This is a genomic window from Geothrix edaphica (assembly GCF_030268045.1).
Lineage (GTDB): Bacteria > Acidobacteriota > Holophagae > Holophagales > Holophagaceae > Geothrix > Geothrix edaphica.
Window position 1 is genome coordinate 250,567 of the sequence record NZ_BSDC01000002.1, and the last position, 14,195, is coordinate 264,761.

The 14,195-nt window shown below is 69.0% G+C and carries 15 protein-coding genes and 1 tRNA gene; 11 read left to right on the top strand and 5 right to left on the bottom strand.

Annotation, left to right across the window (positions count from 1 at the left end):
- Nucleotide 1 precedes the first annotated feature (1 nt).
- From QSJ30_RS08955 to QSJ30_RS08965, 3 genes are read left to right on the top strand one after another with little or no spacing between them, the layout of a single operon-like run.
- A complete protein-coding gene (locus QSJ30_RS08955; RefSeq protein WP_285608503.1) occupies nucleotides 2-1,549 on the top strand; it encodes an MFS transporter in 1,548 nt (515 codons plus the stop codon).
- A 31-nt stretch (nucleotides 1,550-1,580) separates the two neighbouring features.
- Nucleotides 1,581-3,086 carry an MFS transporter gene (locus QSJ30_RS08960; protein ID WP_285608504.1) on the top strand — a complete coding sequence of 502 codons (1,506 nt, stop codon included), beginning with the start codon at nucleotides 1,581-1,583 and terminating at the stop codon, nucleotides 3,084-3,086.
- A 37-nt stretch (nucleotides 3,087-3,123) separates the two neighbouring features.
- On the top strand, nucleotides 3,124-4,263 hold the full coding sequence (locus tag QSJ30_RS08965) for a molybdopterin molybdotransferase MoeA (RefSeq protein ID WP_285608506.1): 1,140 nt from the start codon (nucleotides 3,124-3,126) through the stop codon (nucleotides 4,261-4,263).
- Nucleotides 4,264-4,350: 87 nt separating this feature from the next.
- Here QSJ30_RS08965 and QSJ30_RS08970 read toward each other — a convergent pair whose 3' ends face one another.
- The 4 genes from QSJ30_RS08970 to QSJ30_RS08985 all read right to left on the bottom strand — a co-directional run bounded on the left by QSJ30_RS08970 (nucleotide 4,351) and on the right by QSJ30_RS08985 (nucleotide 7,301).
- Nucleotides 4,351-5,025: a Crp/Fnr family transcriptional regulator gene (locus QSJ30_RS08970; protein ID WP_285608508.1), complete on the bottom strand. Its 675-nt coding sequence runs from the start codon at nucleotides 5,023-5,025 to the stop codon at nucleotides 4,351-4,353.
- 298 nt (nucleotides 5,026-5,323) lie between these two features.
- Nucleotides 5,324-5,890 (bottom strand): elongation factor P, encoded by a 567-nt coding sequence (gene efp / locus QSJ30_RS08975; RefSeq protein WP_285608510.1) that lies wholly within the window; start codon nucleotides 5,888-5,890, stop codon nucleotides 5,324-5,326.
- Between the two features lie 75 nt (nucleotides 5,891-5,965).
- Nucleotides 5,966-6,040 (bottom strand) — tRNA-Val (locus QSJ30_RS08980).
- Nucleotides 6,041-6,086: 46 nt separating this feature from the next.
- Nucleotides 6,087-7,301: a pyridoxal phosphate-dependent aminotransferase gene (locus tag QSJ30_RS08985; protein ID WP_285608513.1), complete on the bottom strand. Its 1,215-nt coding sequence runs from the start codon at nucleotides 7,299-7,301 to the stop codon at nucleotides 6,087-6,089.
- 22 nt (nucleotides 7,302-7,323) lie between these two features.
- On the opposite strand from QSJ30_RS08985, the gene QSJ30_RS08990 reads away from it, so the two are divergent.
- Nucleotides 7,324-8,289, top strand: coding sequence for a YeiH family protein (locus QSJ30_RS08990; protein WP_285608514.1), 966 nt, complete (start codon nucleotides 7,324-7,326; stop codon nucleotides 8,287-8,289).
- Nucleotides 8,290-8,309: 20 nt separating this feature from the next.
- On the top strand, nucleotides 8,310-8,891 hold the full coding sequence (locus QSJ30_RS08995) for a gamma carbonic anhydrase family protein (protein ID WP_285608515.1): 582 nt from the start codon (nucleotides 8,310-8,312) through the stop codon (nucleotides 8,889-8,891).
- A gap of 3 nt (nucleotides 8,892-8,894) precedes the next feature.
- Here the strand turns inward: QSJ30_RS08995 and QSJ30_RS09000 are convergent, their stop codons facing one another.
- Nucleotides 8,895-9,620 (bottom strand): hypothetical protein, encoded by a 726-nt coding sequence (locus QSJ30_RS09000; RefSeq protein WP_285608516.1) that lies wholly within the window; start codon nucleotides 9,618-9,620, stop codon nucleotides 8,895-8,897.
- Between the two features lie 119 nt (nucleotides 9,621-9,739).
- On the opposite strand from QSJ30_RS09000, the gene QSJ30_RS09005 reads away from it, so the two are divergent.
- The 6 genes from QSJ30_RS09005 to pyrH all read left to right on the top strand — a co-directional run bounded on the left by QSJ30_RS09005 (nucleotide 9,740) and on the right by pyrH (nucleotide 14,188).
- Entirely contained in the window at nucleotides 9,740-10,819 is a 1,080-nt protein-coding gene (locus QSJ30_RS09005) for a hypothetical protein (protein WP_285608517.1), read from the top strand.
- Between the two features lie 94 nt (nucleotides 10,820-10,913).
- A complete protein-coding gene (gene rplM / locus QSJ30_RS09010) occupies nucleotides 10,914-11,348 on the top strand; it encodes a 50S ribosomal protein L13 (protein WP_285608518.1) in 435 nt (144 codons plus the stop codon).
- A 13-nt stretch (nucleotides 11,349-11,361) separates the two neighbouring features.
- Complete coding sequence (gene rpsI, locus QSJ30_RS09015) at nucleotides 11,362-11,754, top strand: 30S ribosomal protein S9 (RefSeq protein WP_285608519.1); 393 nt, start codon at nucleotides 11,362-11,364, stop codon at nucleotides 11,752-11,754.
- Between the two features lie 153 nt (nucleotides 11,755-11,907).
- The gene (rpsB, locus tag QSJ30_RS09020) at nucleotides 11,908-12,660 is read left to right on the top strand and encodes a 30S ribosomal protein S2 (protein WP_285608521.1); all 753 of its coding nucleotides are present in this window, start codon (nucleotides 11,908-11,910) and stop codon (nucleotides 12,658-12,660) included.
- 86 nt (nucleotides 12,661-12,746) lie between these two features.
- Nucleotides 12,747-13,397 (top strand): translation elongation factor Ts, encoded by a 651-nt coding sequence (gene tsf / locus QSJ30_RS09025; RefSeq protein WP_285608523.1) that lies wholly within the window; start codon nucleotides 12,747-12,749, stop codon nucleotides 13,395-13,397.
- An 86-nt stretch (nucleotides 13,398-13,483) separates the two neighbouring features.
- On the top strand, nucleotides 13,484-14,188 hold the full coding sequence (gene pyrH / locus QSJ30_RS09030; protein ID WP_285608525.1) for a UMP kinase: 705 nt from the start codon (nucleotides 13,484-13,486) through the stop codon (nucleotides 14,186-14,188).
- Nucleotides 14,189-14,195: the final 7 nt, after the last annotated feature.

Here is a 14,195-nt window from a genome sequence, read left to right on the forward strand (position 1 = left end):
CATGTCGGAACGATCCCGAGCCGCCACCGCCCTGGCCATGAGCACCCTGGCCTTCACCCTCTGTTTCGCCGTGTGGACGCTGAACGGCGTCCTGGTCACCTTCCTGGTGGAGAACGGCCTCTTCCGCTGGGACACGGCCCAGATCGGCTGGCTCATCGGCATCCCCGTGCTCACCGGCTCGGTGATGCGCCTGCCCGTGGGCCTGCTCACGGACCGCTTCGGCGGCCGGAAGGTCTACACCATCCTGCTCCTGCTGGCGGCCCTGCCCACCTGGCTGCTGGGCAGCGTCCAGAGCTACCAGGGCTTCCTCCTGGCTTCGCTGGGCTTCGGGCTGTCGGGCGCAGCCTTTGCCGTGGGCATCGCGTACTCCAGCGTATGGTTCAGCAAGGCGCACCAGGGCACGGCGCTCGGCATCTTCGGCGCGGGCAACGCGGGCTCGGCCCTCACCAGCATGGGCGCGCCCTTCCTCCTGAAGAAGCTCACGGCGGGCGGCGCGAACCTGGAGGCCTGGCGCATGCTGCCGAAGCTCTATGCCGCCGTCCTTTTGATCATGGCTGTCGTGTTCTTCCTCACCACCCATGAGAAGAAGGCGGAGGGCGCGAAGGGCAAGACCTTCGTCCAGATGCTCTCGCCCCTGCGCCACCTGCGGGTGTGGCGCTTCGGCCTCTACTACTTCCTGGTCTTCGGCTGCTTCGTGGCCCTGGCCCAGTGGCTGATCCCCTACTACGTGGGCGTCTACGGCATGAGCCTCGCCATGGCCGGCCTCCTGGCCTCCCTCTTCAGCCTGCCCTCGGGCCTCATCCGCGCCGCGGGGGGCTGGATGTCGGACCGCTTCGGCGCCCGGGCGGTGATGTACTGGACCTTCGGGCTCAGCATCTTCGCGTGCGCGGCCCTCATGGTGCCGCGCATGTCCATCGAGAGCCCGGGGCCCTCGGTGCTGGCCCAGGTGGGCGGCATCGTGACCGAGGTGGCCCCCGGCCGCATCGTGGTGGGGGACACCACCTATGCCTTCCGGATGAAGGGGGCGGAACCGGAGGTGCAGAACGAGCGCCTGCTGGTGCTGCCCCAGAGCCGCTTCTGGCAGACGCCCGCGGTCAAGGTGGGCGACCGCGTGAAGAAGAAGCAGCTGCTGGCTTCGGGCACCACCCATGTGTTCTTCCAGGCCAATGTGTGGATCTTCACCTTCCTGGTCTTCGTGGTGGGCATCGTGTGGGGCATCGGGAAGGCGGCGGTCTACCGCTACATCCCCGACTACTTCCCGGACGAGGTCGGCGTGGTGGGCGGCATCGTGGGCGTCATCGGCGGCCTCGGCGGCTTCGTGGGGCCCATCCTCTTCGGCTACCTGCTCAAGGCCACGGGCCTGTGGACCACCATGTGGCTGTTCCTCACGGTCCTGTCCGTCATCTGCCTGGTCTGGCTGCACACGGTGGTGCGGCGCCTCACCCGCGAGCAGAATGAGACCCTCTTCACCCGCTTCGAGCACCCCAAGCCCGCACCCGTCCCTGCCCTTGCCCCCGGCCTTGCCGGCGCCGACGCCGAACCCGCCTGATCCGACTACGACCCTCGAACTGGGAGACCCCATGGCCAAACTCACCGAATGGAACGTCGAGGACGAGACCTTCTGGCTCGGCGGCAAACGCATCGCCCACCGGAACCTCGCCATCTCCGTGCCCAGCCTCCTCTGCGCCTTCGCGGTGTGGATGTTCTGGTCCATTCTCACCGTCCGTATGAAGGACGCGGGCTTCCCCTTCACGGATGCCCAGCTCTTCACCCTCATCAGCATTGCGGGCCTCTCCGGTGCCACCCTGCGCATCCCCAACTCCTTCATGGTGGCCCTGGCAGGCGGGCGCAACGTGGTGGCCCTCACCACGGCCATGCTCATCGCCCCGGCCCTGGGCGCGGGCATCGCCCTGCAGGACAAGGCGACGCCCTTCTCCACCTTCGCGATCCTGGCGGTGCTCTCGGGCATCGGGGGCGGCAATTTCTCCTCCTCCATGTCCAACATCAACAGCTTCTTCCCCAAGCGCTCTGCGGGCCTGGCCCTGGGCCTCAATGCGGGCATCGGCAACCTGGGCGTGAGCGTCATGCAGCTGGTGGTGCCCGCCGTCATGGGCTCGGCCCTGTTCGGCGCCCTCTCCGGCGCCCCCCACATCACGGCCCTCGGGAAGCAGATGTGGGTGCAGAACGGCGCCCTCGTGTGGCTGCCCTTCCTGGTGGTGCTGGCGGTGGCCTCCTGGCTCGGGATGAACAACCTGCCCCACCACGACAGCGACCACACGCCGGCCGCCCTGGGCAAGATCCTGGGCCTGCACCTCCCCGCCTTCGCCGCCGCGGGGCTGGTGGCCTGGATCGTGGTGCGCTACCCCAAGCTGGGCCTCGGCGCCCAGCTGGGCCTGGTGCTGCTGGCCATCGCCGTGTGTCTGGCCCTGCTCAAGCTCCTGCCCGGCAAGGTGAAGACGAGCCTCGACAAGCAGTTCGCCATCTTCCGCATGAAGCACACCTGGCTCATGACCCTGCTCTACATCATGACCTTCGGCAGCTTCATCGGGTACTCCGCCGCCTTCCCCCTGCTGCTCAAGCTCTTCTTCGGCAAGAGCGTCACCAACCCCGCCACCTACGCCTTCCTGGGGCCCCTGGTGGGCAGCCTCATCCGGCCCGTGGGCGGCTGGCTGTCGGACAAGTTCCGGGGCTCCGTCATCACCCAGTGGTCCACGGTCATCCAGATCATCGGCGCCCTGGCGGTGGCCGTGGTCATCAAGCAGGCCCAGGGGAATCCCAACCCCGCCCACCTCTTCATGCCCTTCCTGCTGAGCTTCCTGCTGCTCTTCCTGGGCTCGGGCATCGGCAATGGCAGCACCTTCCAGATGGTGCCCTTCATCTTCGAGACCCAGTTCGCGGGTCCCGTGCTCGGCTGGACGGGCGCCATGGCCGCCTATGGCAGCTACGTCATCCCCACCGTGTTCAAGTCCCAGATCGCCGCGGGCACCGTGCAGAACGCCCTCTACGGCTTCGCGGCCTTCTACGTGGTGTGCCTCGCCGTGAACTGGTGGTACTACGCCCGGAAGGGCGCCGAGGTGCGGTGCTGACAGTCCGCTGTAGAGGCCGTGGCGGTATCCTTCGCCCATGGCCATGAGCTGCGACCATCCCGACCTGCTGCCCCTGGACGAGGCACTGGCCCGGCTCTGGGCGGCCCTGCCCGCGCCGGCCTCGTCCGAGGTGCGGGCGGACCGGGACGACCCGGCTGCGGATCTGGCGGCCATGGATGGCGTGGCGCTGCGCTCGGAGGACGGACGCGCGCCGCGCCGCCTCCTGGGCACCCTCTACGCCGGCGATGACCCGGCGGCCTTCACGGTGACCCCCGGCACCGCCGTGCGCATCATGACCGGCGCAGCCCTGCCCGCGGGCGCGGATGCCATCCTGCCCGTGGAGCAGCTGCACGAGACCGAGGGCCAGATCCATCCCCAGGCCATCCCGGAAGCTGGCGACCATGTGCGCCGCCGCGGCGGCCAGGCCTGTGCCGGCGATCTGCTCCTGCCCGCGGACCAGCCCCTGAACGTGGCCCGCACGGCCCTGCGGGCCTGGGTGGGCCGGCCCCTGCCTCCGCCCAGACGCATCCGCGTGGCTGTGGCCTCCACCGGGGACGAGCTGGTGACCGACCCCCTGCCCCACCAGATCCGCGATTCCAACGGCCCCATGCTGGCGGCCCTGGCCCATGCCCTGGGGGCGGACGTCGAGCGCCGTCCCGCCCTCCCCGACGATCCCGAGACCCTGGCCGCGGCCCTGCGGAACCCTGGCGGCGTCCGCATCCTGATGACCTCCGGCGGCGTGAGCATGGGAGAGCACGATCACCTGCCCGCGGTGCTGAAGGACCTGGGCGCGACCATCCTCTTCCACAAGATCCGCCTCAAGCCCGGCAAGCCCATGCTGGCGGCCCAGCTGGGCGATCTGCTGGTGCTGGGCCTGCCGGGCAATCCCGTGTCCGCCTACCTCAATGCCCTGCTGTTCCTCCCCGTCGCCCTCGCGAAGCTGGAGGGCCGAGCCCTGCCCGATCCCTGGCGCCGGGCCCGCCTCGCCGCCCCCGTGAAGCACAAGGGCGACCGCCCTCTCCTGCATCCCTGCAGCCTCGAAGACGGCCAGCTCCACCCCCTGCCCGGCAAGGGCTCCGCCGACCTCGTCACCCTCGCCCGGGCCGACGCCTTCGCCTGGATCGAGGCTCCCGGCCAGGAGGCGGGGGCCAGGGTCCGCTACCTAACGGTGATGTAGCCCCCGCTCCGAATCGCCTGCGGCGATTTGGAGCCAGGAATAGATCTCTTTCTATCTCCAAAAGGCGAAGCGTTTTGGAGCCCCCGCTCAGCCCTTCGCGTACCGCTGCAGCTTCCCGAGGTCCAGGATGCGCACGACGGGGAAGGTGCTCTGGATGAGGCCGAGGTCCGTCAACAGACGCAGGGCTCGGCTGAAGGCCTCGCGGCTGGCGCCGATGCACTGGGCCAGGTCCTCCTGGGTCTCCTGGAACTCCACCAGGGACCGCATGGGGTGGGACTCGTGGGCCTCCAACAGCAGCTGGGCCACCCGCTCGGGCACGCTGTGCAGGCTGAGGGTCTCCACCAGGGTCACCAGGTGGCGCACCTTGGCGGCGAAGTGGTGGATGAGCATCTCGGCCACTTCCGGGTGGCGGTGGACGATCTGGCGCAAGGGGGCGGAGGGGATCAGCCAGCACTCGGTCTCGCCATGGGACTCGGCGCTGGAGGCGATGGGGGCGCCGTCGAACACAGCCACCTCGCCCACGCAGTCCCCGACCTTGAGGAACTGGAGCACCTGCACCCGGCCGCGGCCGTCCGTGCGGAAGACCTTGAGGCCGCCCTTCACCACCACGTAGACGCCCGGCACCTGGTCGCCCTGGGTGTAGACCCGGGCGCCATCGGGGAAGCGCCGCAACTCGGCGATGCTGGCCAGTTCCTCGGCGGCGTTCATCGGCAGCCCTGCCAGGAACTCGATCCTTCTCAGATTGAGGACTGCTTGAGGCATGGGGCTCCACCAAGGCACTAGATCAGTTATCGCACATTTCCATCGGATTGTGATTCTGGTCACGCACCCGGGAACCAGGCGACCAGTACTTTACCGCGGGGTGGGAATTTCGTCTGGCGGAATTCGTATAGGACAAGGCCCCGGCGGCATCTGCCTACCGGGGCCTCCATTGAGTCTCCTTATCGATGGAGCGTCTACTTCACGCGTTCCATGAACGTCCGATCGACCGTATTCACTCGGATCCTCTTGGCATCGCCTCCGGCGATACGCAAGGCCTCTCTACCGAAGGGATCGGTGCCTACTTCACTCGCTCCATGAACGTGCGGTCCACCGTGTTCACTCGGATCTTTTGCCCCGCTTCCATGTAGGGCGGCACGCCCACGGTGATGCCGTTGTCCAGCTTGGCGGGCTTGTACGAGCCCGTGGCGTTGGCGTTCTTCATGACCGGGTCGGTCTCCACGATCTCCAGCACCACGCTGGGGGGCAGGGTGGCGCCCATGGCCTGGCCCTCGTAGAACTCGATCTCCACCTGCATGTTGGGCTCGAGGAAGACCATATCGTCGCCGAGGATGTCCTTGCTGACCTCGAGCTGCTCATAGGTCTCGTTGTTCATGAAGACGAGGTGGTTGCCGTCATCGTAGAGGTATTCCAGCATGTGCTGCTCGAGGCTGGCCTTGTCCACCTTGTCGGAGCTGCCGAAGCGGTTCTCCCGGTTGATGCCGTCCTTGAGGCGCTTCATCTTCACCTGGACCCGGGCCGGCAGGTTGCCGGGGGTCTGGTGCTCGACGCTGATGACGCGGCAGAGCTCGTTCTCGAAGTTGACGATCATCCCGGCGCGGACCTGAGTGGCGAGGATCAGAGGCATGGGAAGCTCCCGAGGGAATGAGGACTGGCTGGAAGAAGAAAAGGCCCCGATCACGATCAGGGCCTTAGCTTGGAGTGGTGGGCGTACCAGGATTCGAACCTGGGACTTCTACCGTGTGAAGGTAGCACTCTACCGCTGAGTTATACGCCCGCGGTCGACCAGAATACCCCAGGATCCATCCGTTTCCAAGCCCAGATCAGCGGGCGGCCACCATCCGCAGGGCCCGGGCGAACCGGGGGGCCTCATCGGCCCGCAGCCCGCAGAGGCCCACCCGCAGCCCTTCCGGCAGGGGCACGGTGAACACGCCTTCGGCCTTCAGCCCCGCGCAAGCGGCCTCCGGATCGGCCGCGGGCGCCGTCACGAAGAACCCGCCCTGCCAGTGGAGCGCCGCCATGCCCTCGGCCTCCAGGGCCGTGTCGAGGGCCAGGGCGCGGGCCGAGAGCACCTCGGACCAGTGGCGGTGCTCAGCCGCCAGCCGCGCCTGCGCCTTGCCATCCTGCGCCAGGCGCAGCAGGAGGGCCTGGGGCGCCCGGGCGCAGTTGGACCAGGTCCCCCGGCAGGATTGCGTCAGCGCCGCCTGCAGCGCCGGATCCCCGCACCAGGGGAAGGCGAGGGCTCCGCCGCGGGCCCCGTAGAGGGTCAGGGACTTGGACAGGGACATGGAGGCCCCCACCAGCACCCGGCCCTCGGTGCCCAGGGCCCCGTAGTCCTTCAGGGCCGCGGCCACCGCCTCCGGCTCCCGCGTGTAGTCCAGGTAGGCCAGGTCCAGCAGCAGGGTGACGGGCCCCAGAGCCGCCGCCTCCCGTAGCAGGCCGGCCAGCGTCGCGCGATCCGCCGCCGAGAGGCTGCGTCCCGAGGGGTTGTGGCAGGGATCGTTGAGCCAGAGCATCACCCGGCCCTGCGCCTGCATCAGAGCCCGCAGCGCCGCGTCCCAGGCCGCCGCGTCCAGGGCCTGGCCCGCGGCGGGCCAGGGCGCCGTCGCCAGCTCCATGCCGTTTTCCGCCGCCATGGTGGCGTAGGGTCCCCAGAACGGCGCGGTGGTGAGCAGGGTCTGGCCCGGCTCCAGGAAGTTCCGCAGGGACAGGGACAGGGCCCCGCTGCCTCCGGGCGTGGCGCAGGCGGTGCCCGCGTGGTCGAGCAAGGGCCAATGCCGCTGCACCAGGGCCTTCAGGAAGGCGGGATCCCCGGCGATGGGCGCGTAGGGGGCCACGTCCATGGCGCCCAGTCCGCGCCAGAGCTCCATCACCGTATCGAGCACCACCAGCTGGCCGGCCTCGTCCAGCAGCGCGCCGACGGTGGCATTGAGGATCGATTCCCCGGCGGCCCGGCGGCCCTGGGCCTCCGCGTTCAGGGCGAAGATCGGATCGTCCGCCGGGAAGGCGCGGCGGGTGGGGATGAGCTGATCGGTCATCACCCCAGGGTACCCTGAAGCCATGAGCCCGTCCGCGCCCCGGTCCGCCCCCGCCCTCCTGCTCCTCGGCGCCCTGCTGGCCCTGGCGCCCTTCACCCCCGCCGCGGCGGCCCTGGTGGGCGGCGCGACCCTCGCCCTCACGGTGGGGAATCCCCGGCTCGCCCTCACCCGCACCTGGACCCATCGCCTGCTGCCCCTGGCTGTCGTGGGCCTCGGGGCGGACATGAACCTGCGCGCCGTGGCCAAGGCGGGCCTGCACGGCCTCGGCTACACCGCCCTGAGCCTGGCCCTGGTCCTGGCCCTGGGGCTCTGGCTGGCGCGGCTGCTGAAGGTGGACCGCGAGGCGGGTCTGCTGATCTCCGTCGGCACGGCCATCTGCGGCGGCAGCGCCATCGCCGCCGTGGCCCCCGTGGTCCGGGCCCGGGAGCAGGCCATCTCCGTGGCCCTGGCCACGGTGTTCCTGCTCAATGCCGCCGCGCTCGTGATCTTCCCCCCCATCGGCCACGCCGCAGCCCTGGGCCAGGAGGCCTTCGGCCTCTGGTCCGCCCTGGCCATCCACGACACCAGCTCCGTGGTGGGCGCGGGCCTGGCCTATGGCCCCCGGGCCCTGGAGGTGGCCACCACCGTGAAGCTGGCCCGGGCCCTGTGGATCGTGCCCCTCACCCTGGGCATCGGCTGGCTCGTGGCCCGGCGCGAACCCGCTGCACCCGGCGCCCCGCCCCTGAAGAAGCCCTGGTTCATCGCCGGCTTTCTGGTCATGGCCGCGCTGGTGACGTTCGTGCCAATCCTGCAGGTGCCTGGGCACTTCGTGGCCGTGGCCGCCCGCCGGGTCCTGGTGCTGACCCTCTTCCTCATCGGCGCCGGTCTCAGCCGCGAGGCCCTGCGCAACGTGGGCCTGCGGCCCTTCCTCCAGGGCCTGCTGCTGTGGCTGATCGTGGGCTCGCTGGGCCTCGGAGCCGTGAAGCTGGGGTGGCTGACGGTGGGCTAGACTCAGCGTCTGGAGGTCGCATGATCCGCCCCTTCCAAGGCATGGTCCCCAAGCTCGGCTCGCGCGTGTTCGTGGCGGACAGCGCGCTGGCGCTGGGCGACGTGACCCTCGGCGACGACGCCAGCATCTGGTTCAACTGCGTCCTCCGCGGCGACGTGAACTGGATCCGCATCGGCGCCCGCACCAACATCCAGGATGCCTGCTGCCTGCACGTCACCAACGGGAAGTGGCCGCTGCTCATCGAGGAGGAGGTGAGCCTCGCCCACCACGTGATGCTGCACGGCTGCACCATCCGGAAGGGCGCGCTCATCGGCATGAGCACCACCATCATGGATGGCGCCGAGATCGGCGAGGGCTGCCTCGTGGCCGCGGGCAGCCTGGTGCGCGAGGGCTTCCAGGCCCCGCCCCACAGCCTGGTGGCCGGCTGGCCCGCCACCGTGAAGGGTCCCCTCAGCGAGCCGCAGCGCGCCCTCGTCGCCAGCGTCTGGGCCCGCTACGTGCGCTACAAGGAGGCCTACTTCGCCGATGGGTGGCCCATCGCCGAGGCGCCTGTCATCGAGGCCCCCCGGCCCGGCTTCGCCGAGGGGCATCCGTTTCCCTGAAGCTCAGTTCTGGGGCGTGGGCGGGTTCACCACTTCCCACCCGTCCTCCGTGCGGCCCTGCACCTGCTCCTGCGTGTGGGTGATGACTTCGCCCTCGAGCTCCCGGTTCTGTCCGCCCTGCCTGACCACGGCCCGGAACTTCACCGACCAGATGGTGACGCCGCCTTCCTGTTCCTGCCCCGGGTAGACCAGCACGGTCCCGAGCGGGCCGGAGGTGCCCCGCTGCACCGCCGGGGCCGAAGGGGTCACCGGGTTCCGGAGGGCGAGGATGGCGGGATCCGCGGCGAGGGCCCGGATGACCGCCTCCTGGGGGGGGACCTGCCCCGGGGCCTTCGCCTGGAGCGCCAGGACCTCCGCTTCGGCCCGGCGCCGGGCCGCATCCAGGTTGGCCTGGACGGCGACCTCCCGGGCCCGTTCCCGCTGGACCAGCAGGGCCGGGATGGCGATGGCGCTCGCGATCCCCACGAAGGGCAGCATGAGCAGGGGGAGCACGAGGCCGATGATGCCCGTGACCAGGCCCGTGGCGGGCACGGGCGCATAGCTCTGGGGGTCCGCCTTGGCCAGGCGCTTGGCCTTGGCCTGCTGCACCAGGGCCACGATGCCGAGGATGATGGCCACGGGGATGCCCGCGCAGGTGAGTGCGAAGACGATGGCCAGGATGCCGCACACCTTGGCGGCCTTGGCGCCCGGGGCGGGAACGGGGACGGGCGTCGGGAAGGCGTCGGACATGGGCATCTCCAATGGGGATGTCTCCAGCTTCCCAGAAGACGGGGCTTCCCAGAAGGCGGGACCTCCCCGGAAGATCGTCCCTCCCATCGGTTGACAGGCTGGGCTAGACTCTCCGGATCATGTCCCCCCTGCTGATCCTCCGCGTCCACGCCGATCTGCGCCTCGGGCTGGGGCACGTGGCCCGGGCCCTCGCCGTCCAGGAGGCCTGGCGCGCCCTCGGCGGCCAGGCCTGCATCGCGGTGTCCGGCGACGACCGCGCCCGTCGGGTGGGCGGCGGCCGCCACCCCTTCCTGGACCAGGCCCTGCCCTGCGAGGCCGCCTACCTGGGCGAGGCGATCCACGCGCCCCTGCCGCCGGAGCTCCAGGCCCGCGCCACCGCGGTGCTCGTGGACCAGTGGGACACCAGCACCGAGTTCCTCCGGGCTCTGCGCCCCTTGAAGGTGGCGGTGATGGAGGACGACACCGACGCCCATGAGACGGCGGACCTGCTCTTCCAGCCCTTCCTCGAGGGCGTGCGCTGGCCGGATCACCCGCTGAAGGTGGTGGCCGGCCGCAAGGTGCGGCCCTACGAGACCACCTCCGGGGCCTGCCGCGTGGTGCGCGGCTCCAACTTCATCGTGGTGGACAAGGCGGCCCTGGAGCTGCGCCCCAAGCGGGTGCCCCTCCAGCCCCTGGCGGTCCACAAGCTGCTCATCACCTTCGGCGGCAGCGACGGCCCGAACCTGGCCCAGAAGGCCTTCGACACCCTGGCCCGCCTCGCGGTCGAGGACCGCTGGCACGGCGCCTGCACGCTGCTGGCGCCCAACGGCATCCAGGGCGAGCCCTTCCCGGGCTGCACCGTGGTGCAGAGCCTGCCCGGCCTCACCCGGCGCATCCCGGACCATGACGCCATCTGGTGCTCCGCCGGAGTGACCCTGGCGGAGGCCCTGTGCATGGGCATCCCGGCCACGGTCTGGGGGCAGAACGACCGGCAGCACAACATCCTCGCGGATCTGGCCCTGGCCAACGGCTGCTTCGACCTGGGCGTGGGTCCCGAGGCCGACCTGCCCATCGTGCGGGAGGCCCTGGCCCAGTGGCTGGGCCCCGAGGGCCAGGACAACCGGCAGGAGCAGGTCCGCGACGGCATGGCGCTGGTGGACGGCCTGGGCGCCTCGCGCATCGCGCAGGAGCTGTGGCGGCTTGCCGAAATCCCGGCTTGACCCCCCGGCCCCTCAACGATAAGCTTTCCCTTCTGTGGACTCGCCACCCCTGGGGTGGTGTCTCCGCAGCCCGACCGAGATCCCGGAGCAGGCCATGAGCACGTACTTCCCGAAAGCCAACGATCTGAAGCGCCAGTGGTTCCTGGTGGATGCCACCGGCATTCCCGTGGGCCGCCTGAGCACCGCCGTCGCGGATGTCCTCTCCGGCAAGAACAAGCCGACCTGGACGCCCTTCCTCGACACCGGCGACCACGTCATCGTCATCAACGCCGAGAAGGCGGTGCTGACCGGCAAGAAGGGCGTGCAGAAGATGTACCGCCGCACCACCACCCAGCCCGGCTCCATGAAGGAAGTCCGTGCGGAGGTGATGAAGACCACCTTCCCCGAGCGCATCATCGAGAGCGCGGTCAAGGGCATGCTGCCCAAGGGCCCCCTCGGCCGGGCGATGTACCGCAAGCTCAAGGTCTATGCCGGCCCTGACCACGAGCAGGCCGCCCAGCAGCCCCAGATCCTGACCATCCAGAAGTAGAGGCGAGGAACCCATGGCCATTTCCCAGAACTACGGAACCGGTCGCCGCAAGAGCGCGGCCGCCCGCGCCTTCCTCCGTCCCGGCACCGGCAAGATCACCGTCAACGGCCGCAGCCTCGAGAGCTACTTCCCCAATGCCGTGCTCCGCATGATGGTCCACCAGCCCCTGGTGCTGGCCGACCTCGACGGCAAGTTCGACATGATCATCAGCGTGTGCGGCGGCGGCCCTGCCGGCCAGGCCTCGGCCATCCGCATGGGCATCTCCCGCGCCCTGCTGGGCTACAACGAGCAGCTGAAGTCCCTCCTGCGCGGCGCCGGTCTCCTGACCCGCGACCCCCGCATGAAGGAGCGCAAGAAGCCCGGTCGCAAGGCCGCCCGTCGCCGCTTCCAGTTCAGCAAGCGCTAGTCTGTTTCTCTGGAAGGGGGATCTTCGGGTCCCCCTTCCGCTTTTCCGGTCCGCATCAGTTCGCGGACGACTCGGGCCGAGGGATCCAACCCAACGCCTTTCATCCCACCCGCGGCGTCCTTCGACCATCGCCGCTTGACCAGGGAGGCCAGCATGGCTGCCATCCAGATGAAGGAACTCCTCGAGGCCGGTGCCCACTTCGGACACCAGACCAAGCGTTGGAACCCCAAGATGAAGAAGTACATCTTCGGGGCCCGCAACAGCATCTACATCATCGACCTCCAGAAGACCCTGCGCCTCTGGAACACGGCCGCGAACTTCCTGACCAAGGCCGCCGGCGAGGGGAAGAACTTCCTCTTCGTGGCCACCAAGCCCCAGGCCCAGGAGCTCATCGCCGAGCAGGCGGCCCGCTGCGGCGCCTTCTACGTCAACAACCGCTGGCTGGGCGGCATGCTGACCAACTTCGCCACCATCAAGAAGAGCCTCGAGAAGTTCCGCGAGATCGAAGCCACCCTGGCGGATCCCGCCCGCACGGCCCTGCTCTCCAAGAAGGAGCTGCTCACGCTGAACCGCACCCGCCTGAAGCTGGAAGCCAGCTTCCACGGCATCCGCGACATGCGCTCGCTGCCCGAGGTCATCTTCGTCATCGATCCGCACCGCGAGGACATCGCCGTCACAGAGGCCAAGAAGCTCGGCATCAAGGTGGTGGGCATCGTGGACACCAACTGCGATCCCGACATGATCGACTACGTGATCCCCGCCAATGACGACGCCATCCGCTCTATCCTGCTCTTCTCCGAGCGCGTGGCCGACTCCATCCTCGAGGGCCGCCAGTCCTTCCGCGACAAGGGCGACACCGAGGACATGAAGAAGATGATGGCCGAAAAGATGGAAGTCGAGGGCTAGACCCTCCCCCACTACCTTCGTCAGCCATCAGAGGGTCCGCCCGCTGATGGCTGATGGTCTGAAGCCCCTACGATCCAGGAGATGACATGGCATTCACCGCCAATGACGTGAAGACGCTGCGCGAGAAGACCGGCCTCGGCATGATGGACTGCAAGAAGGCCCTGGAAGAGAACAACGGCGACATGGAGCAGGCCATCGAGTGGCTCCGCAAGAAGGGCATGGCCGCCTCCGCCAAGAAGGCCGACCGCATCGCCGCCGAAGGCATCGTGGAGGCCTACATCCACCCCGGCGGCCGCGTGGGCGTGCTGGTGGAAGTGAACGCCGAGACCGACTTCGTCGCCCGCAACGAGGCCTTCCAGCGCCTGGTGAAGGAGATCGCGATGCACATCGCGGCCGCCGATCCCGCGCCCCGCTTCGTCACCAAGGAGGAGGTCACCCAGGACTTCCTCGACACCGAGAAGCGCATCGCCATGGAGCAGGCCCTGGCCACCGGCAAGCCCGCGAACATCGTGGAGAAGATCGTCGAAGGCAAGATGAACAGCATCTTCAAGGAGGTCTGCCTCCTCGAACAGCCGTTCATCATGAACCCCGACCTCACCATCCAGCAGTACCTGTCCCAGAAGACCGCGGAGATCGGCGAGAAGCTCAGCATCCGCCGCTTCACCAAGTACGTCATGGGCGAGGGCCTCGAGAAGCGCAGCGAGAACTTCGCCGCGGAAGTCGCCGCCGCCAAGTAGGTTTTAACCTGCTACAAAAAGGGCGGCCGTTCCGGCCGCCCTTTTTGTAGGTAGGATCAGCCCATCGACCTCCGCACGGAGAATCCATGAAATTCAAGCGCATCCTCCTCAAGCTCTCCGGCGAAGCCCTCATGGGCGAGCAGAAGTACGGCATCGACCCGGCGGTGGTGAACATGATCGCCGATCAGGTGAAGGCCATCCGGGAACTGGGCGTGGAGGTGGGCCTCGTCATCGGCGGCGGCAACATCTTCCGCGGCGTGGCGGGCGCCACCAAGGGCATGGACCGCACCACCGCCGACCATATGGGCATGCTGGCCACCATGATCAATGCCCTGGCCCTCCAGGACGCCCTGGAGCACAAGGGCGTCCACACCCGCACCCTGTCGGGCCTGGAGATGCCCAAGGTGGCCGAGAGCTACATCCGCCGCCGGGCCACCCGCCACCTGGAGAAGGGCCGCGTGGTGATCTTCGGCGCGGGCACGGGCAACCCCTACTTCAGCACGGACACCGCTGCGGCCCTGCGCGGCAACGAGATCTGCGCCGAGGTGGTGATGAAGGCCACCAACGTGGACGGCATCTACACCGCCGACCCCAAGCAGGATCCCGCCGCCACCCGCTTCGACCGCATCTGCTTCCAGGACGTGCTGGAGAAGGGCCTGCGGGTCATGGACGCCTCCGCCATCGCCCTCTGCATGGAAAACAAGCTGCCCATCCTCGTCTTCGACATGAACAAGCCCGGCAACCTGGTGGCCGCCGTGAAGGGCGAGCCCGTGGGCACCCTGGTCTCCTGAACGCCCC